At 70.9% G+C, this 20,190-nt stretch carries 21 protein-coding genes and 1 tRNA gene; 14 read left to right on the forward strand and 8 right to left on the reverse strand.

Translation table 11 applies throughout. From position 1 onward, the window contains the following. Window positions 1–88: 88 nt before the first annotated feature. From sucB to M4D54_RS11585, 3 genes are all read right to left on the reverse strand, one after another. On the reverse strand, window positions 89–1,945 hold the full coding sequence (sucB, locus tag M4D54_RS11575; RefSeq protein WP_259891603.1) for a 2-oxoglutarate dehydrogenase, E2 component, dihydrolipoamide succinyltransferase: 1,857 nt from the start codon (window positions 1,943–1,945) through the stop codon (window positions 89–91). 27 nt (window positions 1,946–1,972) lie between these two features. Further along, window positions 1,973–3,376 carry a dihydrolipoyl dehydrogenase gene (gene lpdA / locus M4D54_RS11580; protein ID WP_259891605.1) on the reverse strand — a complete coding sequence of 468 codons (1,404 nt, stop codon included), beginning with the start codon at window positions 3,374–3,376 and terminating at the stop codon, window positions 1,973–1,975. A gap of 121 nt (window positions 3,377–3,497) precedes the next feature. Beyond that, a complete protein-coding gene (locus M4D54_RS11585) occupies window positions 3,498–4,955 on the reverse strand; it encodes a leucyl aminopeptidase (protein WP_193866406.1) in 1,458 nt (485 codons plus the stop codon). 129 nt (window positions 4,956–5,084) lie between these two features. Here M4D54_RS11585 and M4D54_RS11590 point away from each other — a divergent pair, with 129 nt between their 5' ends. The 3 genes from M4D54_RS11590 (at window position 5,085) to M4D54_RS11600 (ending at window position 7,090) form a co-directional block, all read left to right on the forward strand. Then, complete coding sequence (locus M4D54_RS11590) at window positions 5,085–5,447, forward strand: hypothetical protein (RefSeq protein WP_193866405.1); 363 nt, start codon at window positions 5,085–5,087, stop codon at window positions 5,445–5,447. Next, window positions 5,444–5,857 carry a hypothetical protein gene (locus M4D54_RS11595; protein WP_193866404.1) on the forward strand — a complete coding sequence of 138 codons (414 nt, stop codon included), beginning with the start codon at window positions 5,444–5,446 and terminating at the stop codon, window positions 5,855–5,857. Before M4D54_RS11590 ends, M4D54_RS11595 begins: the two co-directional genes overlap by 4 nt. Window positions 5,858–5,983: 126 nt before the next feature. Beyond that, window positions 5,984–7,090 (forward strand): quinone-dependent dihydroorotate dehydrogenase, encoded by a 1,107-nt coding sequence (locus tag M4D54_RS11600; RefSeq protein WP_259891610.1) that lies wholly within the window; start codon window positions 5,984–5,986, stop codon window positions 7,088–7,090. Here the strand turns inward: M4D54_RS11600 and M4D54_RS11605 are convergent. From M4D54_RS11605 to M4D54_RS11615, 3 genes are read right to left on the reverse strand one after another with little or no spacing between them, the layout of a single operon-like run. Continuing rightward, the gene (locus tag M4D54_RS11605) at window positions 7,074–8,117 is read right to left on the reverse strand and encodes an L-idonate 5-dehydrogenase (protein WP_259891612.1); all 1,044 of its coding nucleotides are present in this window, start codon (window positions 8,115–8,117) and stop codon (window positions 7,074–7,076) included. The two genes, M4D54_RS11600 and M4D54_RS11605, sit on opposite strands and share 17 nt — an antisense overlap. 12 nt (window positions 8,118–8,129) lie before the next feature. Then, window positions 8,130–8,594 (reverse strand): hypothetical protein, encoded by a 465-nt coding sequence (locus M4D54_RS11610; protein WP_259891614.1) that lies wholly within the window; start codon window positions 8,592–8,594, stop codon window positions 8,130–8,132. Beyond that, entirely contained in the window at window positions 8,594–8,905 is a 312-nt protein-coding gene (locus M4D54_RS11615; protein ID WP_259891615.1) for an Nramp family divalent metal transporter, read from the reverse strand. The genes M4D54_RS11610 and M4D54_RS11615 overlap by 1 nt, the downstream gene beginning before the upstream one ends. Before the next feature lie 205 nt (window positions 8,906–9,110). On the opposite strand from M4D54_RS11615, the gene M4D54_RS11620 reads away from it, so the two are divergent. The 10 genes from M4D54_RS11620 (at window position 9,111) to M4D54_RS11665 (ending at window position 18,771) form a co-directional block, all read left to right on the forward strand. Beyond that, window positions 9,111–10,481: a replication-associated recombination protein A gene (locus M4D54_RS11620; protein WP_259891617.1), complete on the forward strand. Its 1,371-nt coding sequence runs from the start codon at window positions 9,111–9,113 to the stop codon at window positions 10,479–10,481. 133 nt (window positions 10,482–10,614) lie between these two features. Then, entirely contained in the window at window positions 10,615–11,241 is a 627-nt protein-coding gene (gene rpsD / locus M4D54_RS11625; protein WP_259789792.1) for a 30S ribosomal protein S4, read from the forward strand. Between the two features lie 147 nt (window positions 11,242–11,388). Continuing rightward, complete coding sequence (gene alaS / locus M4D54_RS11630) at window positions 11,389–14,091, forward strand: alanine--tRNA ligase (RefSeq protein ID WP_259891620.1); 2,703 nt, start codon at window positions 11,389–11,391, stop codon at window positions 14,089–14,091. Further along, entirely contained in the window at window positions 14,088–14,627 is a 540-nt protein-coding gene (gene ruvX, locus M4D54_RS11635) for a Holliday junction resolvase RuvX (RefSeq protein WP_259891621.1), read from the forward strand. The genes alaS and ruvX overlap by 4 nt, the downstream gene beginning before the upstream one ends. After that, window positions 14,624–15,784 carry an endolytic transglycosylase MltG gene (gene mltG, locus M4D54_RS11640; protein ID WP_259891624.1) on the forward strand — a complete coding sequence of 387 codons (1,161 nt, stop codon included), beginning with the start codon at window positions 14,624–14,626 and terminating at the stop codon, window positions 15,782–15,784. The genes ruvX and mltG overlap by 4 nt, the downstream gene beginning before the upstream one ends. Continuing rightward, the gene (locus M4D54_RS11645; RefSeq protein WP_193866397.1) at window positions 15,754–16,632 is read left to right on the forward strand and encodes a shikimate dehydrogenase; all 879 of its coding nucleotides are present in this window, start codon (window positions 15,754–15,756) and stop codon (window positions 16,630–16,632) included. The genes mltG and M4D54_RS11645 overlap by 31 nt, the downstream gene beginning before the upstream one ends. A 163-nt stretch (window positions 16,633–16,795) precedes the next feature. Next, window positions 16,796–17,176, forward strand: a complete 381-nt coding sequence (locus tag M4D54_RS11650; protein WP_193866396.1) for a hypothetical protein — start codon at window positions 16,796–16,798, stop codon at window positions 17,174–17,176. 104 nt (window positions 17,177–17,280) lie between these two features. Next, window positions 17,281–17,366, forward strand: a tRNA-Leu gene (locus M4D54_RS11655). A 59-nt stretch (window positions 17,367–17,425) separates the two neighbouring features. After that, complete coding sequence (locus M4D54_RS11660) at window positions 17,426–17,893, forward strand: tRNA (cytidine(34)-2'-O)-methyltransferase (protein WP_193866395.1); 468 nt, start codon at window positions 17,426–17,428, stop codon at window positions 17,891–17,893. After that, window positions 17,890–18,771 (forward strand): RNA methyltransferase, encoded by an 882-nt coding sequence (locus M4D54_RS11665; RefSeq protein WP_259891626.1) that lies wholly within the window; start codon window positions 17,890–17,892, stop codon window positions 18,769–18,771. Before M4D54_RS11660 ends, M4D54_RS11665 begins: the two co-directional genes overlap by 4 nt. Window positions 18,772–18,778: 7 nt before the next feature. Here M4D54_RS11665 and M4D54_RS11670 read toward each other — a convergent pair whose 3' ends face one another. Then, on the reverse strand, window positions 18,779–19,294 hold the full coding sequence (locus M4D54_RS11670; protein ID WP_193866394.1) for a hypothetical protein: 516 nt from the start codon (window positions 19,292–19,294) through the stop codon (window positions 18,779–18,781). A 74-nt stretch (window positions 19,295–19,368) separates the two neighbouring features. Then, on the reverse strand, window positions 19,369–19,665 hold the full coding sequence (locus M4D54_RS11675; RefSeq protein WP_396121494.1) for a DUF5703 family protein: 297 nt from the start codon (window positions 19,663–19,665) through the stop codon (window positions 19,369–19,371). A 71-nt stretch (window positions 19,666–19,736) separates the two neighbouring features. Here M4D54_RS11675 and M4D54_RS11680 point away from each other — a divergent pair, with 71 nt between their 5' ends. Beyond that, a complete protein-coding gene (locus M4D54_RS11680) occupies window positions 19,737–20,123 on the forward strand; it encodes a DNA primase (protein WP_193866393.1) in 387 nt (128 codons plus the stop codon). Window positions 20,124–20,190 lie beyond the last annotated feature (67 nt).

Raw genomic sequence — 20,190 nt, forward strand, 5'->3', positions numbered from 1 at the left:
GAGGGCGGGCGCCTGGTGGTGGGGGGCCCCCCCCGGGGGGCGGCCCCCCCCTGCCGACCTCAGAGCCGCCTCAGGGCGACCCCACTGCTCACAGACCGAGTTCGGCCTCGAACGCGCCGTCCTCGAGGCGCTTCTTCATGTGGGTGAGGAAGCGCGCGGCATCGCCGCCGTCCACTAGTCGGTGGTCGTAGGAGAGGAACAGGTACATCATCGAGCGGATGGCGATGGAGTCATCGCCCTCGGCGTTCTGCACCACGGCCGGACGCTTGACGATGGTGCCGCAGCCCAGGATGCCCACCTGCGGGTTGGGCACGATCGGGGTGTCGAACAGGGCGCCACCGGAACCGGTGTTGGTGATGGTGAACGTCGCACCGGAGAGATCGTCCGGCCCCAGCTTGTTGTTCTTCGCCTTGCCGCCGAGCTCGCCGATCTGACGGGCCAGACCCGCCAGGTTCAGATCGCCGGCGTTCTTGATCACCGGCACCACCAGGCCGCGGTCGGTGTCCGCTGCCATGCCGATGTTCTCGGAGGCGTTGTACTTGATCATGTCGCCGTCGATCTCGGCGTTGATCTTCGGGTAGGTCTTCAGCGCCTCCACCGCGGCCATCATGATGAACGGCAGGAAGGTGAGCTTGGCGCCCTCGCGCTGGGCGAAGGCGTCCTTGGCCGCACCGCGCAGCTTCGCCACGCGGGTCATGTCCACCTCGACGGCGGTGGTGAGCTGGGCCTGCGTCTGCAGGGACTCCACCATGCGCTTCGCGGTGATCTTGCGGATCCGGCTCATCTTCTCCTCGGTGCCGCGCAACGGGGAGACCTCCACCTTCGGGGCCTGCTTCGGGGCCTGAGCAGCAGGGGCTGCCTGCTGCGTGGCCGCCGGAGCGGATGCGGCCTGCTCGGCGGCGTCGATCGCCTCCTGCACGTCCTGCTTGCGGATGCGACCGCCCAGGCCCGTGCCCTTGACCGAGGACAGGTCGATACCGGCCTCGGAGGCCATCTTGCGCACCAGCGGGGTCACGTAGCCGGAGCCCTCGGCACCGCTGACGGAGTCCGCGGCCTTCGGCGCGGAGGCGGGAGCCGACGGGTCCTGCTTCTCCTCGCCCTTGGGCGCCTCGGTCTTGTCCTCGGCAGGCTCGGACTTCTTCTCCTCCGCCTTCGGCTCGGGCTTCTCCTCGGCCTTCTTCTCCTCGGAGGGCTCGGGCTTCTCCTCGGCCTTGGGGGCGTCGTCGGCCGGCTCCTCGGAGGAGGCGGCGCTCGCGTCACCCACGATCGCGAGCACGGCACCGACCTCGGCGTCGGAGTCCTCCTCGACCCGGATCTCCAGCAGGGTGCCGGCCACGGGGGAGGGGATCTCGGTGTCGACCTTGTCGGTGGAGACCTCCAGCAGGGGCTCATCCACCTCGACGGTGTCGCCCACGGACTTCAGCCACCGGGTGACGGTGCCCTCGGTGACGGACTCGCCCAGTGCGGGCATCGTCACCTCCTGACCGGAGGCGGCGCCACCCGAGGCCTTCTTCCCGGCCTCGCCGGAAGAGCCGCTGTCGCTGGAGTCGGGCTCCTTGTCGGCGGGCTTCTCGTCCTCCCCGGCGGGGGTCTCCTGCGAGGTGGAGGGCGCCACGGTCTCATCGGAGGCGAGGTCCTCGCCCTCGGATGATTCGGACTCCTCGTCGGAGGCACCGTTGTCGGAGGAGCCGGAGTCGTCGGAGCCGGAACCGTCGCCGATCACAACCAGATCAGCGCCGACCTCGGCGTCCTCGTCTTCCTCGACCAGGATCTTCTCGATGGTCCCGGCCACGGGGGAGGGGATCTCGGTGTCGACCTTGTCGGTGGAGACCTCCAGCAGGGGCTCGTCCACCTCGACGGTGTCGCCCACGGACTTCAGCCACCGGGTGACGGTGCCCTCGGTGACGGACTCGCCCAGTGCGGGCATCTTCACGGTTTCGGACATGATGTTCTCCTTCTGGTGGCGTCAGGCTCAGGCGTGGGCGTGCAGGGGCTTGCCGGCGAGGGCCAGTGCGGCCTCGCCCATGGCTTCGTGCTGCGTGGGGTGACCGTGGACCAGGGAGGCGACGTCCTCGGGGTAGGCCTCCCAGTTGACGATCAGCTGCGCCTCGCCCATCAGCTCGGACATGCGCGAGCCGACCATGTGGACACCCACGATGGGGCCGTCCTTCTCACGGACCAGCTTGATGAAGCCGGTGGTGCCGAGGATCTGGGACTTGCCGTTGCCGCCGAGGTTGTACTCGTAGGTCTGCACGGCGTCGTCGCCCAGCTGCTCCTTCGCCTGCTTCTCGGTCAGTCCCACGGAGCCGAGCTGCGGCTCGCAGTACGTGATGCGGGGGATCCCGGACTCCACGATCGGGGCGGGGTTCTGCCCGGCGATGAGCTCGGCCACGAAGATGCCCTGCTGGAACCCGCGGTGAGCCAGCTGCAGGCCGGGCACGATGTCGCCCACGGCGTAGATGCCGGGCACGCTGGTCTCCAGCGTCCCCTTGTCCGCCAGCACGAAGCCGCGATCCATCTCGATGCCCTGCTCCTCGTAGCCGAGGTCCTTGGTGACGGGGCCACGGCCCACCGCCACCAGCAGGTAGTCGCCCTCGAAGACGGTGCCGTCGGCCAGGGTGACCTTGACGCCGGAGTCGCTGGGCTCCACCTTCTCGGTGAACACCCCGAGGGAGAACTTGATGCCGCGCTTCTTGAAGGAGCGCTCAAGGGCCTTGGAGAGGGACTCGTCCTCGTTGGCCACCAGGTGGGGCAAGCCCTCCACGATGGTCACCGACTCGGCGCCGAGGGACTTCCACACCGAGGCGAACTCCACGCCGATGACGCCGCCGCCCAGGATGATCGGGTTCTTCGGCACCTCGGGCAGCTGCAGCGCGGCCTCCGAGTCCAGGATCCGACCGCCCAGCTCGATGCCCGGCAGCGTCTTGGAGAAGGAACCGGTGGCAAGGACGATGTTCTTGCCGGTCAGCACTCGTTCGCCGTCGCCGGTCTCCACGGTGACCTGGTTCTTGCCGGTGAGGCGGCCGAAGCCCTCGACGTACTCGACGTCACGGGACTTCACCAGGCCCTGCAGGCCCTTGTAGAGACGCCCGATGACCTTGTCCTTGAAGCCGAGCACCTTCTCGACATCGACCGCGTTGAGGGAGATGTCCAGGCCGAGGTCCTTGCCCTCCGAGGGGGCGTCGGCGATCTCGCCGACGTGGAGCATGGCCTTGGTGGGGACGCAGCCGCGGTGCAGGCAGGTGCCGCCGAGCTTGTCCTTCTCCACCATGGCGATGGTCAGACCGAGCTGGGCGCCGCGCAGCGCAGCCGCGTAGCCCCCGCTGCCACCCCCCAGGATCACGACGTCGAACTGGTCAGTGGTCGTTGCAGCCACCTGTGTGCTCCCTCGCTGAGTGATGATCGCGGCCTGTGCGCCCGGCCCAACCGGACGGCGCCGCCTTCGAGACCCATGCTAGGGCACGAGGCGGCGCCGTACGGTGTGCTCGTACGTTCGGTCAGCGGGCGCGGTCCTCGATCACCTGCAGGACTGTGCGCACGCTCATACCGGTCGCCCCCTTGCCCATGTAGCCCAGCGGTGCGGTGGAGAACGCGGGGCCGGCGATGTCGAGGTGAGCCCATTCGGCCTCTCCCACGAACTCCTTGAGGAACACCCCGGCGGACAGCGCGCCGCCCCAGCGCTCACCGATGTTGCGCAGATCCGCGACCCGACCCGTGAGGTCCGCACGCAGCTCGGCCGGGAACGGCAACGGCCAGAACGGCTCGCCTGCCTGAGCCGATGCCTCCATCACCGCCTCGCGCGCGGCCTCGGTGCCCATCACCGCGGCGGTGCGCTTGCCCAGCGCCACCATCGCCGCGCCCGTGAGGGTGGCCACGTCCATCACCAGGTCCGGCTCGGTGGCGACGGCGTCGACGAGGGCGTCGGCCATCACCATGCGACCCTCGGCGTCGGTGTTGAGCACCTCGACGGTCATGCCGTTGCGCATGGTGACGACGTCACCGGGACGCTGTGCGCCACCGCCCGGCATGTTCTCGGCCAGTGCGAGGAAGGTGGTGATCCTCACGCCCAGGCCCAGGCGAGCCGCGCCCACGGTGGCGGCCAGCACGGTGGCGGCGCCGGTCATGTCGGAGGTCATCTCGTCCATGCCCGCAGCCGGCTTGATGGAGATGCCGCCGGTGTCGAACGTGATGCCCTTGCCCACCAGGGCGACCGACTGAGCGGCGCCCTCGGGCGCGTACTCCAGGCGCACCAGGCGCGGCGGGCGGCTGGAGCCCTGGCCCACGCCGACGATGCCGCCGTAACCGCCCTCGGCCAGCTCCTTCTCGTCCAGCACGGTCACGGTGATCGGCAGATCCTCCACGAGCTCCTGGGCCCGACGGGCGAACTCGGCCGGGTAGAGCAGGTTCGGGGGAGTGTTGACCAGGTCCCGTGCGATGCCGACGGCTCCGGCGAGCACGTCCGCCCGCTCCGCGGCGGTGGTGGCTGCGGATTCGTCCTCGGCGAGCACCACCAGCGACTCCACAGCGGGCTTCGCCTTGGAGGACTCCGATTTGTGGGCGTTGAAGGCGTAGGCGCCGAGCGCAGCCCCTTCGATGGCCGCGGCGAGCTGCTGGGCGCTGCCCCCGGGCAGCGCGAGGGCGGCGGTGCCGACGCCCGTCAGCACGCGGGAGGCGGCGCCGTACGCGAGGCGCAGATCCTCGGCCGACACCTCGTCCAGCGAGGAGGCGCCCACGCCGACCAGCAGCAGGGACCCGGCAGCGGCGAGTGAGAAGGAGGGGATGCGGTGCACGTCGCCGCGGGCGCTGCTCGGCTCCAGAGCGGCGATCGCCTCGGTGACCTCGGGCGCACCGGGAACGCTGGCGGGGGAATCGTCCTTCCCGCTCAGCAGCGGGAGGATGAGGACGTCGGCCTCGACGTCGCGCACGGAAGCTGTGGACACACTGATCATTGGCATGCATCTATCGTAGGCGTCGGCCCCGACACCCCGTTCGGTCGCCGGCCGCCCGTGGGGCGGGCGAGCGGATGGCCGCAGCATCGACACCCGGATCCACCCGATCCCGGGCCGAGGAGGACGACGCCACCCATGCAGGTGCTGATGATCGTGCTGTACGTGGTGTGCGGACTGACTGCGGCCCTTGCGGCCTACTACACGCTGCGCGACCTCGCCGCGGACCTGGTGCTGCTGGGCGCGGCCGCCCTGGTGCTGGTGGTGTGGGTGGTGCTCGGGCTGGGGCTGGTGATGCGCGACCTCGGCGGCGGGGAGGTGACCGACCCGGTCACGCTGTACGGATACCTGCTCACCGGGGTGGTGCTGCCCATCGGGGGCGCCTGGCTGGGCATCTGGGAGCGCACCCGCTGGGGGAGCCTCGCCATCGGCGTGGTCGCCGTGACCCTGACCGTGCTGGCGATGCGACTCGAGCAGATCTGGCCGGGAGGGTTCGCATGAGCCCTCACGGACCGACGGGCGCGCGCGCATCCCGCTCGCGAGGCTTCACCACGGTGCTGGTGATCGTCTACGGCATCTTCGCGATCTCCGCGACCGCCCGCAGCCTGGTGCAGATCCTGCGCGACTTCGATGCCGCACCGCTGGCCTACTCGCTCTCGCTGCTGGCGGCGATCACCTACATCGCGGTGACGATCGCGCTGGTGAGGGGCCGGGACGGATCCCGGGCAGCCCTGTGGCTGGTGGTGCTGGAGCTGGTCGGCGTGGTCTGCGTGGGAACGGTGAGCGTGCTGGCACCCTCTCTGTTCCCCGACGACACGGTGTGGTCCGTCTACGGCATCGGTTACGGGTTCATCCCGCTGCTCCTGCCCGTGGTCGCGCTGACCTACCTGATGCGGCAGCGCTCGCGCTGATCCCCCGACGACAGCGCCGCCTCACCACCGTTCGGTCGCCGCACCCCCGTGCACGCGATGCCGTCGGGAATCGTTCGCAGGACGAAAGGGGCGCGCGGTGCCCCGCCGAGCACGTACCGTGACCCCGTGATCTCCCCGACTCCTGCCTCCCGCGGTCTGTACCCGTTCGTGTTCCGCCACGTGCTGGGCCGCATCGACCCCGAGCTCGCGCACCATCTCACCGTGGACGCTCTCCAGCTGGTCTCCGCCCTGCCCGGAAGCGGCCTGCTGCTGAGGGCGCTGTTCCGCGTGCCCGACCCGGTGCGCGCCGCGGCCGAGGGGCCCGAGGTGCTGGGTCTGCGTCACCCCCACGCCTTCGGTCTCGCCGCCGGGTTCGACAAGGACGGCGAGGTGCCGCTGGCTCTGCTGGACCTGGGCTTCGGCCACGTGGAAGTGGGGACGGTGACCGCGCGTCCGCAGCCGGGCAACCCCGCACCGAGGTGCTTCCGCCTGGTGGAGGACCGCGCACTGATCAACCGCATGGGGTTCAACAATCGCGGTGCCGCTCAGCTGGCCGAGCGGCTCTCGCGCGTGCGGCGCAGCGAGCGCGGGCAGCGCGCCGTGATCGGCGTGAACATCGGCAAGTCGAAGTCCACCCCGCTCGAGGACGCGGCTGAGGACTACCGCTTCTCCGCCCGCACCCTGGCCCCCTACGCCAGCTACCTCGCCGTGAACGTGTCCAGCCCGAACACTCCCGGCCTGCGCGACCTGCAGTCCGTGGAGTCGCTGCGGCCCGTGCTGAGGGCGGTCCTCGAGGAGGCGGCCCGCTCCGAGCGGCGGCTGCGTCGTGCCGTGCCGGTGCTGGTGAAGATCGCTCCCGACCTCCATGACGATGACGTGCGGGAGGTGGCGCGTCTGGTGGCCGAACTGGGCCTGGCCGGCGTCATCGCCACCAACACCACCATCGAGCGTCCCCAGAGCCTGCGCGAGGACCGCGCCCGGATCGAGCGCATCGGTGCCGGTGGGCTCTCCGGCCCCGTCCTGGCGGGCCGTTCCGAGGAGGTGCTGCGCCTGCTGCGCGAGGAGCTGCCGACAGGCTCCGTGGTGATCAGCTGCGGTGGGGTCACCACCGCGGCCGATGTCACCGCACGCCTGGCCGCAGGCGCCGACCTGGTGCAGGGCTACACGGCACTGATCTACGAGGGGCCCTCATGGCCGGGTCGCATCGCGAGGGCGCTCACCGCAGGTCGATGAGCACCTTCGAGGATCCGGTGGAGCGATCCGCTGCGATCTCGAAGCCCTCGACGGCCCTGTCCAGCGGGACCGTGTGGGTGATCAGCGGGGACACGTCCAGACCTCCCGCCATGGCCTCCAGGGCGCCGCTGATCTCGTCGACGAAGCGGTAGGAGCCGCGGTACTCGATCTCCCGGGTGACGATCCCGCCCAGGCTGGCCTGCACCTCGCCGGCCGGGAGGTTCCCCACCTGCACCAGCACGCCACCGCGGCGCACGGCTGCGACCACCCCGCCCAGGGCGCGGGGTGAGCCGGAGGCCTCGATCGCCACGTCCACGTCGGCGGGCAGTGCGTCACCGGCGCCGACGTCGACCGTCCCGTCGGCGCCCATGGCACGGGCGATCTCCAGCGCGGCCGGGGAGAGGTCGGCCGCGACGACGCGATCGGCACCGGCCAGCCGGGCCGCTGCCACAGCGAGGGCCCCGATCGGGCCGGCCCCGTTGACCAGCACGCTGCGACCGCAGACGTCACCGGCGCGGGCGACGGCGTGCAGGGCGACCGCGAAGGGCTCGGCCAGCGCCGCGTGCTCCAGGGTGACGCCCGCGGGCACCGCCCGCAGCTGGTCCGGGCGCACGGCGCGCAGGGTGGAGAAGCCGCCCTGCTCGTGCGGATCGAACGCGGCCGAGCCGAAGTAGCGGACCTGCGGCCACAGGTTGGTGCGATCCGCGATCTCGGCCGGCATCCGGTACTGGCCGACGAGGGTGGCCGGGTGCACGGTCACCGCGGAGCCGGTCCCCAGCCCGGCCGCCTCCACCGGGGCGCGGGCGTCCTCGCCGACCGCCTCGATGGTGCCGGAGACCTCATGGCCGAGGATCAGTGGATCCTTCAGCACCGCGGTGCCGCTGATGCCGCTGCGCCAGTAGGCGATGTCGGAGCCGCAGATGCCACCGAAGGACATCCGCAGCAGCACCTCGTCGGGCGCCGGGACGGGATCGGGCACCTCCTGCACACGGAGGTCACCGGGGGCATGGACGACGACGGCGAGCATGGTGCTCCCTTCTCAGCCGAGCAGGTCGGCGATGGTGCTGTAGAGGCCGATCACGCCGACCAGTGTGATGGCGATGGCGGAGATGACCACCATGGTGTTGAACGGCAGTCCGTCGCGGACGCGCGGATCGGTCTGGGTGCGGGAGAGGTACAGGGTGGAGATCGCCACGCCGATCAGGAATATCGAGTTGAGGATGCCGGCCAGGATCACCAGCGGCAGCGGGGAGCGCACGATCGTGCCGAACAGACCCCACAGGATGGGCAGCACGACCATGATCCAGCGCATCCAGCGGTCGCGGACCTTCTGGTCCTCCCAGTCGAAGGCCCCGAACACCGCCAGCGTATTGCCCACCTGCCGCCCCAGGCTGGGCACGTTGGCGATGATGGTCTTGAACAGCGCCGTGCCCGCACCGATCAGGAACACCACCGCACCCCACCGGCCGACCGCGGAGTCGAAGATCGAGGCGATCGTGGTCATCAGCCGGAGACCGCGACGCGGCCGGTGGAGATGGTCCAACGGCCCAGCTCGATCTGCACCCACACCTTCACGAAGGTCGAGACCAGCACCAGCCACAGCAACAGGAAGCCCACCTGGGCGCCGAGGGTGGTGGCGGTCAGCAGCTCGCCGGAGCCCACCACGGCCGCAGAGGTGATCATGCCTGGGCCCAGGAACTTCAGCGCGCCGCGGAAGGTGCGGGGCGGATCCTGGATGTCCGCCGGATCGAGCTGGTAGGGGTCGCGGATACGCGCGGTGTCCAGCACCGGGTCGCTGGGGGTGGAGTGCGTCATCGCGTCCGTCCTCGGTGAGTGCTCGGCCATGGACCGCCGTCGGTCGAAGCCGTTCGACCGCCGGCGGTCGATCCAGGAACAGTAGCGACGGCCGCGGGGACCGGCCGGTAGGTTCCCCTCCGTTGCCAATCGGGATGCGCGCCACAGGAGGGCGGCTCCCGCTCGTGCCGGTCCGCCTGTCACAGGGGCGGACTACGCTGGGGGGATGGAGGAGGACCTGTTCTCGCTGGCGGGCGATGCACCCGCCCCGCGCACCCTCTCCGACCGCAATCGGGACCATCGTGCGCCGCTCGCGGTGCGGATGCGCCCGCGCTCGCTCGACGAGGTCGTCGGCCAGCACGCCGCTCTCGAGCCCGGCAGCCCGCTGCGCCGACTGGTGGCCGCCGACGACTCCCGCACGGCCCCCTCCTCGGTGATCCTGTGGGGGCCGCCCGGCACCGGCAAGACCACGCTCGCGTACGTGGTGGCCAGCTCGGGCGATCGCGAGTTCGTGGAGCTCTCGGCCGTGCTCGCCGGGGTGAAGGAGGTGCGCGAGGTGGTGGACCGCGCCCCCTCCCGCCTGCGCACCACCGGCAAGGAGACGGTGCTGTTCGTCGACGAGGTGCATCGCTTCTCCAAGTCCCAGCAGGACGCCCTGCTGCCCAGCGTCGAGAACCGGTGGGTGACCCTGGTGGCCGCCACCACCGAGAACCCCTACTTCTCCGTGATCTCGCCCCTGCTGTCCCGCTCGATCGTGCTCACCCTGGAGCCGCTGGCGCGGGAGGACCTCGACGAGCTGGTGGACCGCGCCCTGACCTCACCGCGGGGGCTGGACGGCGCGGTGACCCTCGCCGACGACGCCCGGGAGGCCCTGCTGCGTCTGGGCGGCGGGGACGCCCGCAAGATCCTCACCTCCCTCGAGGCCGCGGCCGCGGCGGCCCTGATGAAGGACTCCCGTGAGGTCGACGCCGCCACGCTGGCCCAAGCGGTCAACCGCGCGGCCCTGCGCTACGACCGGGCAGGGGATCAGCACTACGACGTGACCAGTGCGTTCATCAAGTCCATGCGCGGCAGCGACGTCGACGCCTCCCTGCACTACCTGGCCCGCATGATCGAGGCGGGGGAGGACCCCCGCTTCATCGCGCGCCGCGTGGTGATCGCGGCGAGCGAGGAGGTGGGGATGGCCGATCCCACCGCGCTGCAGGTGGCCGTGGCCGCGATGCAGGCGGTGCAGATGCTGGGCATGCCTGAGGGTCGCATTCCCCTGGCGCAGGCCGTCGTGCACATCGCCACCGCCCCGAAGTCCAACACCTCCTACAAGGCGATCGACGCGGCCATCGCCGATGTGCGCGCCGGCAAGGCGGGCCCCGTGCCCCCGGCGCTGCGGGACGCCCACTACTCCGGTGCGAAGGACCTGGGCCACGGTGAGGAGTACGTGTACGCACACGACGCGCCCCACGGGGTCGCCCCCCAGCAGTACCCGCCGGACGAGCTGATCGGTGTGGACTACTACCGGCCCGGCACCCACGGCGCGGAGGCCGAGGTGGCCCGGCGGGTGGAGGCGCTGCGCCGGATCGTCCGCGGCGGGCGAGCGTGAGCGACTGCACAGGGAAACCGGGGACGACCTGCGCCGCCGAGCATTGAGCTGCGCCCCTGGCTGGGGTAGTCTGAGCGGCTGAATCCGCGGCTGCAAGACTGGATTCACACCACGCGAACAAGAGGTATACCTCGTGACCAACGTCACCCGTGCGCGCCGTCAGGCGCGTCTGTCCCGAGCCCTCGGGCTCCCGCTCACGCCGAAGTCGATCAAGTACTTCGAGAAGCGCCCGTACCCCCCGGGCGAGCACGGCCGCGCCCGTCGCCGCACCGAGTCGGACTACGCCGTGCGTCTGCGCGAGAAGCAGCGTCTGCGCGCGCAGTACGCCCTGCGCGAGAAGCAGCTGCACCGCGCTTACCTGGACGCCCGCAAGGAGTCCGGCCTGACGGGTGAGAGCATGATCGAGCTGCTCGAGATGCGCCTGGACGCCCTCGTGCTGCGCGCCGGCTTCGCCCGCACCATCCTGCAGGCCCGCCAGGCCGTGACCCACCGTCACGTGCTGGTCGACGGCAAGCTGGTGGACCGCCCCTCTTTCCGCGTGAAGCCGGGGCAGACCATCCAGATCAAGCCCAAGTCGCAGGCCATGGAGCCGTTCCAGATCGCTGCCGAGGGCGGCAACGCCGATGTGCTGGCCTCCGTGCCCTCGTACCTGTCGGTGGAGCTGGCCGAGCTCAAGGCCAAGCTGGTCTCCCGCCCCAAGCGCGCCGAGGTCCCCGTGACCTGTGAGGTCCCGCTGGTCGTCGAGTACTACGCTCGCTGACGCATTCCGCTTCAGCCCAGGCTCACGAAGGCCCCGGCAGGCGTACTCCGGTACCCTGACCGGGGCCTTCGCGTCCGAACAACAGCTCTTCCCCCGCATGCCCGTGAGCATGCGCCCCCGTGGGACCGCTCCAGGAAGGACACCCCCATGCGTGCATCTGAGGTCCGTCGTCGATACCTCGACTTCTTCGAGAAGCGAGGGCACCAGGTCGTGCCCAGCGCCTCCCTGGTCTCCTCGGACCCCTCGATCCTGTTCACGATCGCCGGGATGGTCCCTTTCATCCCCTACATCGTCGGGACCGAGCGCGCACCCTGGCCGCGGGCCGTCAGCGTGCAGAAGTGCATCCGCACCAACGACATCGAGAACGTTGGCCGCACCACCCGCCACGGCACCTTCTTCCAGATGGCCGGGAACTTCTCCTTCGGGGACTACTTCAAGGAGGGCGCGATCGAGCTGTCCTGGGAGCTGATGACCACGCCCCAGGAGCAGGGCGGCTACGGCCTGGACCCCGATCGCATGTGGATCACCATCTGGGAGCAGGACGAGGAGTCCCGGAAGGTCCTGATCGACAAGATCGGCCTGCCCGCCGAGCGCATCGTCACCCTGCCGCGCGAGGAGATCTTCTGGGACACCGGCCAGCCCGGCCCGGCCGGCCCCTGCGGCGAGTGGCACTACGATCGCGGCCCCGAGTACGGGCCCGAGGAGGTGGGCGGGGCGCACCGCGAGTGGCCCAGCGAGGAGGCCTCGGACCGCTACCTGGAGATCTGGAACCTGGTGTTCGACCAGTACCTGCGCGGTGCGGGGTCGGGCAAGGACTACCCGCTGCTGGGCGAGCTGGACTTCAAGTCCATCGACACCGGCATGGGCCTCGAGCGCGTGGCGTACCTGCTCCAGGGCAAGGACAACATGTACGAGATCGACGAGGTCTTCCCCGTGATCGAGAAGGCCCAGGAGCTCTCCGGCCGCCGCTACGGCGCCGATGAGGAGGACGACGTCCGCTTCCGGGTGATCGCCGACCACGTGCGCAGCGCACTGATGCTGTGCTCGGACGGCGTGCGCCCCGGGAACGAGGGGCGCGGCTACGTGCTGCGCCGACTGATCCGCCGCGCGGTGCGCTCCATGCGCCTGCTGGGCCACGATCGCCCCTCGATGCCCGAGCTGCTTCCCGTGTGCCAGGCCGTGATGGCCGAGTCCTATCCGGAGCTGCGCACCGAGTTCGCGCGCATCAGCGAGACCATCTACACCGAGGAGGAGGCGTTCCGTCGCACCCTCGCCACCGGCACCAGCATCTTCGACCAGGTCACCGGTGCCGTGAAGGAGGAGGGCGGCCGCACCCTGGCCGGTGAGGACGCCTTCCGCCTGCACGACACCTATGGCTTCCCCATCGACCTGACCTTGGAGATGGCAAGCGAGGTGGGCCTGACGGTCGACGAGGAGGGCTTCCGCACTGCGATGCAGGAGCAGCGGGAGCGCGCCCGCGCCGATGCGGCCTCGAAGAAGTCCGGCCACACCGACACCGCCCTGTACAACCGGCTGCTCACCCAGCGCGGAGGTAACGTCCCGTTCCTGGGCTACACCGAATCCACCGTGGCCACCACCGTGGAGTCGGTGCTGGTCGACGGCGGCCTCGTGGACGAGGTCCACGCGCCAGCAGACGTCGAGATCGTCCTGGCCGAGACCCCCTTCTACGCCGAGGCCGGCGGTCAGCTCGCCGACCAGGGCCGCATCTCCCTGGACAGCGGAGGCATCATCGAGGTGGACGACGTCCAGGCGCCCATCAAGGGACTGATCGTGCACCGCGGTCGCCTGGTCGAGGGCGCCGCGAGCCCCGGCTCCGGCGCGATCGCCGCCATCGACACCGAGCGCCGCGGCGCCATCGCGCGCGCACACACCGCCACCCACATGGTCCACGAGGCTCTGCGGGAGGAGATCGGGGAGGGCGCCACCCAGGCCGGCTCCGAGAACTCGCCGGGCCGGATGCGCTTCGACTTCCGGTACGGCCAGAGCGTGCCGCGCTCCGCCCTCGAGCAGATCGAGGGGCGAGTCAACACCCTCCTGCAGGACGAGCTGGAGGTCACCGACACCCAGATGCCGCTGGACGAGGCCAAGGCCCTGGGCGCCCAGGCCCTGTTCGGCGAGAAGTACGGGGACATCGTGCGCGTGGTGTCCATCGGCGGGGACTGGTCGCGCGAGCTGTGCGGCGGCACCCACGTGCCCACCACCGGGGCGATCGGTGCGATCCAGCTGATGGGGGAGTCGTCGATCGGCTCCGGCGTGCGTCGCGTGGATGCACTGGTGGGCCTGTCGGCCTACCGTCACCGCGCCAAGGAGCACGCGATGGTGTCCCAGCTGGCCGAGATCCTCAAGGTGGGCAGCGACGAGATCCCCGAGCGTGTCCGCGCGCTCACCCAGCGCATCAAGGACATGGAGAAGCAGCTGGCCGCGATGCGCGGAGCCCAGCTGCAGGCCCAGGCCGGCCAGCTGGTCGCGCAGGCCACGGAGGTGGCCGGTGTGCGGATGCTCACCCACGATGCCGGGGCGGGCGTCTCCGCCGGAGACCTGCGCACCCTGGCCCAGGACCTGCGCTCCCGCCTCGGCGAGGACGTGCCGGCCGTGATCGCCGTGGCGGGACACGAGGACTCCCGCGCCTCGCTCGTCGTGGCCACCAACGCCGCTGCCCGTGAGCAGGGCCTGGCCGCCGGCAGCCTCCTGCGCGCCGGTGCCGAGGCGATGGGAGGCCGCGGCGGCGGAAAGGCCGACATGGCACAGGGCGGTGGCGGCGATCCCGAGCGCGTCGAAGCAGCCCTGGAGGCCGTGCGCACCGGCGTCACCTCGACCGCGTCGGCATGACCGGGAGCCTGCCCCGCGGCGTCCGGCTCGGTGTCGACGTCGGCGACGTCCGCGTGGGCCTGGCACGCAGCGACCTCGACGGAATGATCGCCACCCCGGTTCAGACGGTTCCGCGCGGCGAGGCGGTCGCCCGGGTGGCGTCCGAGGTGGCCGCCAGCGGCGCCCGTGTCGTCATGGTGGGACTGCCCCGCTCGCTGTCGGGACAGGAGGGGCCCGCCGCCGGCAAGGCGAGGGCGTTCGCGGCCGAGCTGGTCGCTATGCTGTCCGGCACCGGTGACCACATCGAGGTGCGTCTGCTCGACGAGCGCCTCACCACGGTGTCCGCTCACCGGGCCCTGCACGACTCAGGACGTCGCGGCCGGAAGCACCGCCAGGTCGTGGACCAGGTGGCAGCCGTGATGATCCTCCAGCAGGCGCTGGACGTCGAACGGTCCACCGGGGCCCGGGCAGGCGAGCTCGTCCGCACCGAACCCGGTGACCCCCACCACCCCCCGGCCCCGCCGGCTCCCGGAACCCAGCAGGAGGACTCCGCATGAGCGACGAGGACGCCTTCCTCGAGGACATCGTCGAGGACCAGCACGCCCGCGGCACGCACCGTCGAGGATCCCGTCGCGGTGGCCGTCGCAGTGGCGGTCTGCGGGCGCTGATCCCGATCCTGCTGGTGGTCGTGGTGCTGGGCGGCCTCACCTTCGGCGGCTACCAGGGCTACCGGTGGCTCACCTCCAACGTCAACGTCGAGGCCGAGGAGCAGGACTACCCCGGCCCCGGTACCGGTGAGGTGGTCATCGAGGTGGCCCAGGGCGACACCGGCACCGACATCGCGAGCACCCTCGTCGAAGAGGGCGTGATCAAGTCGGCCGGGCCCTTCATCACCGTCTTCTCCAACACCCCGGAGGCCTCCTCCATCGAGCCGGGCCTGTACCGCTTGAAGAAGGAGATGAACTCCTCCGACGCCATGAGACTGCTGCTGGATCCGGCCAGCCTCGCCGCCCACCGGGTGATCGTCCCCGAGGGCCTTCGGCTGGAGCAGATCTGGCCGATCCTCTCGGAGAGCACGGACATCCCGGTCGAGGAGTTCGAGGCCGCGGCGAAGGACTACACCTCCCTCGGGATCCCGGAGAACCCCGCGAACAGCCCCGAGGGCTACCTGTGGCCGGGACGCTACGACATCTCCGAGGACGCGACCGCCAGCGACGTGCTGTCGATGATGTGGGGCCGCATGGAGGAGGAGCTCACCAAGCGCGAGATCCCCGAGGACCAGTGGCACCGCACCCTCACCATCGCCTCCCTCGCCGAGCTCGAGGTGCGCAACGCCGAGGACTACGGCAAGGTCGTGAGGACCATCCTGAACCGCCTGGAGGGCAAGGGAGAGGCCGGGGGCAGCCCGATGCCCCTCCAGTTCGACTCCACCGTGCACTACGTGACGGGCAAGGAGGCCAGCGTGGGCACCACCGATGCCGAGCGCGCCACCGACTCGCCGTACAACACCTACGTCCACACAGGCCTGCCTCCCGGCCCGATCGCCTCGCCCGGCGGTGCCACCCTGGATGCCACCCTCGACCCGCCTGAGGGCGGCTGGCTCTACTTCGTCACGGTCAACACCGACACCGGTGAGACGAAGTTCGCGGAGACCTGGGACGAGCACACCGAGAACGTGCGCGAATGGCAGCAGTGGGCCGACAGCAAGGGCTGACCCCCGGGGCGCGCCGCTTCGGGGTGATCGGATCCCCGATCCGGCACTCGCTGTCCCCGCTGCTGCATCGCACCGCCTATGCGGTGCTGGGACGCGAGGACGTCGTCTACGAGCGCTTCGAGGTCCCCGCTGGTGGCCTCGCCGCCTTCCTCACCGCGGGGGAGGGGCGCGGGCTCGATGGTGCCAGCGTCACCATGCCGGGCAAGCCGGAGGCCTTCGCACTGGCCGAGCTGCAGGACGGCACCTCGGCCAGGCTGGGCATCGCCAACACGCTGCTGCGGCTGCCCGGCGGCGGCTTCCGGGCGGAGAACCACGATGTGCACGGAATCGTGGCGACCCTACGCGACCACGGCGTGCGCGAGCCCGCCGTCGGTGCCGTGATCGGCTCCGGCGCGACCGCGCTGAGTGCCGGGGCCGCCCTGCTGGACCTGGGCGCCCGGCAGCTGCTGCTGACAGCGCGCACCCGCAGCAAGCTGGCACCGCTGAGCGAGCTGGCAAGGGCAGCGGGCGCCCGTGTGACGGTGGTGCCCTGGGGGGACGCGGCACAGGTGCTGACCGCCGACGTGGTGATCAGTGCACTGGCTCTGGAGGGGGCCACGGGGCTCGCCGATGCGTGGCACAGGACCGGGGTGAGCGACGTGCCCGCAGTGTTCATGGATGTGCTGTACGACCCGTGGCCGGCTCCGTTGGCGTGTCTGCTCGGGGCAGCCGGCTCCGAGATCGCCGACGGCCTGGAGATGCTGGTGCACCAGGCGGACATGCAGCTGCGGTCGATGCTCGGCATCAGGGAGGCGCCCCGGGCGGAGATGCTCGCGGCGGCCCGGGCGCAGCTGGCGGGCCGGGCCTGACCGGAGCGCGGCTCCGCACGCGAGGATCGGACGGTTGGGACAAAGCGGTCGGGCCGGCCCGGTCTGGTTGCCCCAGCGGGTAAAGCCGAAGTAAAGTCGGTGAGCGGCATGTGCCGCACGCACGAGCCGCACGGCGGTCGTCCCGAGCGCAAAGGAGTGACTCATGGACCGGGATCGGGGAGCAGTCCTGCAGGTGGGTGGATCTGCGCAGCCCGTGGGTGCGACAACCCTGGCCGAGCCCCCGATCATGATCCTTCCCGGCCGCTCCACCCCGCTGCTGCGGCGCTGCACCGCCCTGGCAACCCGTGCCCGGGTGGACCTGCTCGTCACCTCCCGCCCCGCCGACTGCGCGGAGCTCAGCGAGGTGCTCGCCGAGCTGGCGGCATGGGAGGGTGGTCAGCTGATCGATCCCGATCCGACCATGCTGGCCCTGGCGGCCGCCGCGCTGCAGGACCTCGCCGAACGTCTCGACGAGCCCCACCTGCTGTCCATGGGCGACACGATCTCTGCTGCACTGGGCGTGCTGCGCGGCGCGCTCTCCTGAACCATCGCGTGATGGTCGCCACGAAGCCGCTGGCAGGGGTCGGGGAAGGGCGCTCGCGAGCCTGCGTGCGTGCTAGAGTTTCCACGTCGCAACGGCGACCACCTGTCCGGGTGGCGGAATTGGTAGACGCGCTAGCTTGAGGTGCTAGTGCCCGCTTTAGGGCGTGGGGGTTCAAGTCCCCCCTCGGACACGTCGTCACGAAGGGCCCCGGTCGTACGCACCGGGGCCCTTCGTCGATCAAGGAGTCACATGGTCCACATCTTCCTCCACGAACCGGTGATCGCCGGCAACACCGGCAACGCGATCCGACTGGCCGCGGTCACAGGTGCACGGCTGCACCTGATAGAGCCCCTGGGCTTCGACTTCGAGGACGCCAAGCTGCGGCGGGCGGGCCTGGACTACCACGACCTCGCGGATGTGCACATCCACCCCGACCTCGACGCGGCGCTGGCCGCTGTCCCGGACTCGCGGGTGTTCGCCTTCACCTCCCACAGCGAGGTCACCTTCGATCGCATCGCGTACCGGCGGCAGGACGTCCTACTGTTCGGCACCGAGCCCACAGGGCTTCCCGAGCACGTCCTGGCGCACGACAGGGTCACGGAGCGGGTGCGGATCCCCATGCTCCCCGCCCGGCGCTCCCTGAACCTGGCCAACGCGGCCTCGATCGCGGTGTACGAGGCGTGGCGACAGCTGGGCTACGACGGGGCGGGCGCGTGAGGCTCCCTGCACGGCTCGAACGCCGCAACGCCCTCTTCCAGCAGTGGCAGGCCCTGCTGACCAACCGCACCAAGCGCACCCGCACCGGCGAGATGATCGTGCACGGCGTGCGGCCCATCACGCAGGCGATCGCCCACGGGCACGAGATCCGGGCACTGCTCAGCGACGGGCGCCTCGAGCAGTCGCGGTGGGCGCGCGAGCTGCTGCAGGATCCGCCCGCACCGGTGGTGGAGGTGGCATCGGAGCTGATGGCCGAACTGGGACAGCGCGATGACGGCCCCCCGGAGCTCCTGGCCATTGCGGCCGTGCCCGCAGACGACCTGGGCAGGTTGGATGCCCGGCTTTCCGGCGAGGGAGGCGGCCGTGTCCGCGGCAGCGGGACCGGCACAGGCACCGGCACCGGACTGGTGGTGGCCTTCGACCGGCCCACCTCGCCGGGGAACATCGGCTCCCTGGCACGCAGCGTCGATGCACTGGGCGGGCACGGGCTGGTGATCACCGGCCGCAGCGCGGATGCCTGGGATCCAGCCGCGATCCGCGCCAGCACAGGTTCGGTGTTCGCCATGCCCGTGGTGCGCCTGGACTCCCACCGCGACCTGCTGTCGTGGGTGGAGGGGCGCCGCGGGGCGGGGGAGCCCTGGCAGGTGGTGGGCCTGGAGGAGGCCCGCGGGCACGAGCTCGCCGACACCGACCTCACGGTGCCCACCGTGCTGGTGGTCGGCAACGAGACCATCGGCCTCAGCGCCGGGTGGCGCGAATCCTGCGATCAGCTCGCCGAGATCCCCATGACCGGCAGCGCCAGCTCGCTGAACGCCGCTGTGGCCGGTTCCATCGCCCTGTACGAGGTGGCACGGCAACGAGGCCCCTCCGGCTCCTGAGGCGACTTCACGCGGATCCCAGGGCGCCTGCGACGAGCGGGGAGGCCAGCAGCCCGAGGAACGGGCCGGCCAGCAGCACAGGTCCGAAGGGGAAGCGCTGGCCCGCCCGTCCCGAGGCGATCAGCACAGCCGCACCGACCACCCCGCCCAGCACCGCGATGCCCAGGATCGCCCCGATCAGCACCTCGCCGCCGAGGGTCGTGGACATCAGCATCACCACCGGCACCGTCTTCGCATCCCCCATGCCCAGCAGCGGGGGAGCGGCCAGGGCCACCAGCACGGCCCCCAGGCCCAGCACCACCGCGATCACCAGCGCCCCGCGCAAGGATCCCCGTACGGAGGGGTCCGCCACGGAGGCGAGCAGCAGCCCGGCGGTGACAGCGGCCGTCATGCCTGCGACCCAGGGATTGGGCAGTCGCTGCTCGACGGCGTCGATGCGGGAGAGGACCACCGCCGGAGGCAGGTACGCCACCAGCAGCACCAGCAGTGCCGCAGGTGGGATCGCGGGGACCAGGAGTGGCATGCGCCCATTCCAGCAGAGCGCGCACCGCGGCGCCCGGCCCCGGTGGCGATTGTGGACGCCGCCGAGAGGGTCGATCAGGCCGTCAGCGGCCCGCTCAGCGTGGACTGGACCCGGATGATGCGCCGACGCATCCAGACCTTCTTCTCCCCGCCCATGTAGATGCGGGTCCGGGCCAGCTCCCACCGGCCGTACTCCGCCTCCTCCGTCAGCACCGACCGCACCGCCCCGATGGAGGTGCGCCGCGGCACGGTGATGATGCGGAACTCGTAGTCCTCGGGTCGCCGCCCCTTCTCCAGCGGCAGATCCTTCTCGCCTCGTGGGTCGCGCACGTGGACCACCCGGGCCATGGGTGGCTTCTGTCCTGCGGGCACCGGGCTCCTCCCGTCGTGGATGATCGATCGATGACTGTCCATTCTGACCCCGGACGGGGTACGGTCCAACCATGAACACGGATCCTCGCTCCGCTCTTGCTGCGCTGATCGCCGCCCTGGAACGCCACTACGAAGCCGCAGCCGCCTCCCGTGGCGACAGCGATCCCGCCCTCGAGGCCGCCACCGATCGTCTCACCACGGCCTTCGATGCCTACGACGACGCGCTGTTCGACGCGTACGACGTGGCAACCCCGCTGGTCGTCTTCGACGGCGAGGACGACTTCGACGACGACGACCTCGATGATCTCGACGACCTCGAGGACGACGATGACGACTTCGACGACGATGACGACGACTTCGACGACGAGGACGATGACGACTTCGACGACGACGATGAGGACGACGACTACGACGACGATGGCGACGATGACGAGGACCCGGTGACCTCTCGGCGCTGATCCCTCCACGGGATCTGCATCTCATCTTCACCTCGCAGCGCCACGCGGCGCCCGGGCAGCGGCCGGG

Origin of the sequence: Brachybacterium sp. p3-SID1565, assembly GCF_025143785.1 — a bacterium.
In the GTDB taxonomy this organism is placed as follows: domain Bacteria; phylum Actinomycetota; class Actinomycetes; order Actinomycetales; family Dermabacteraceae; genus Brachybacterium; species Brachybacterium epidermidis.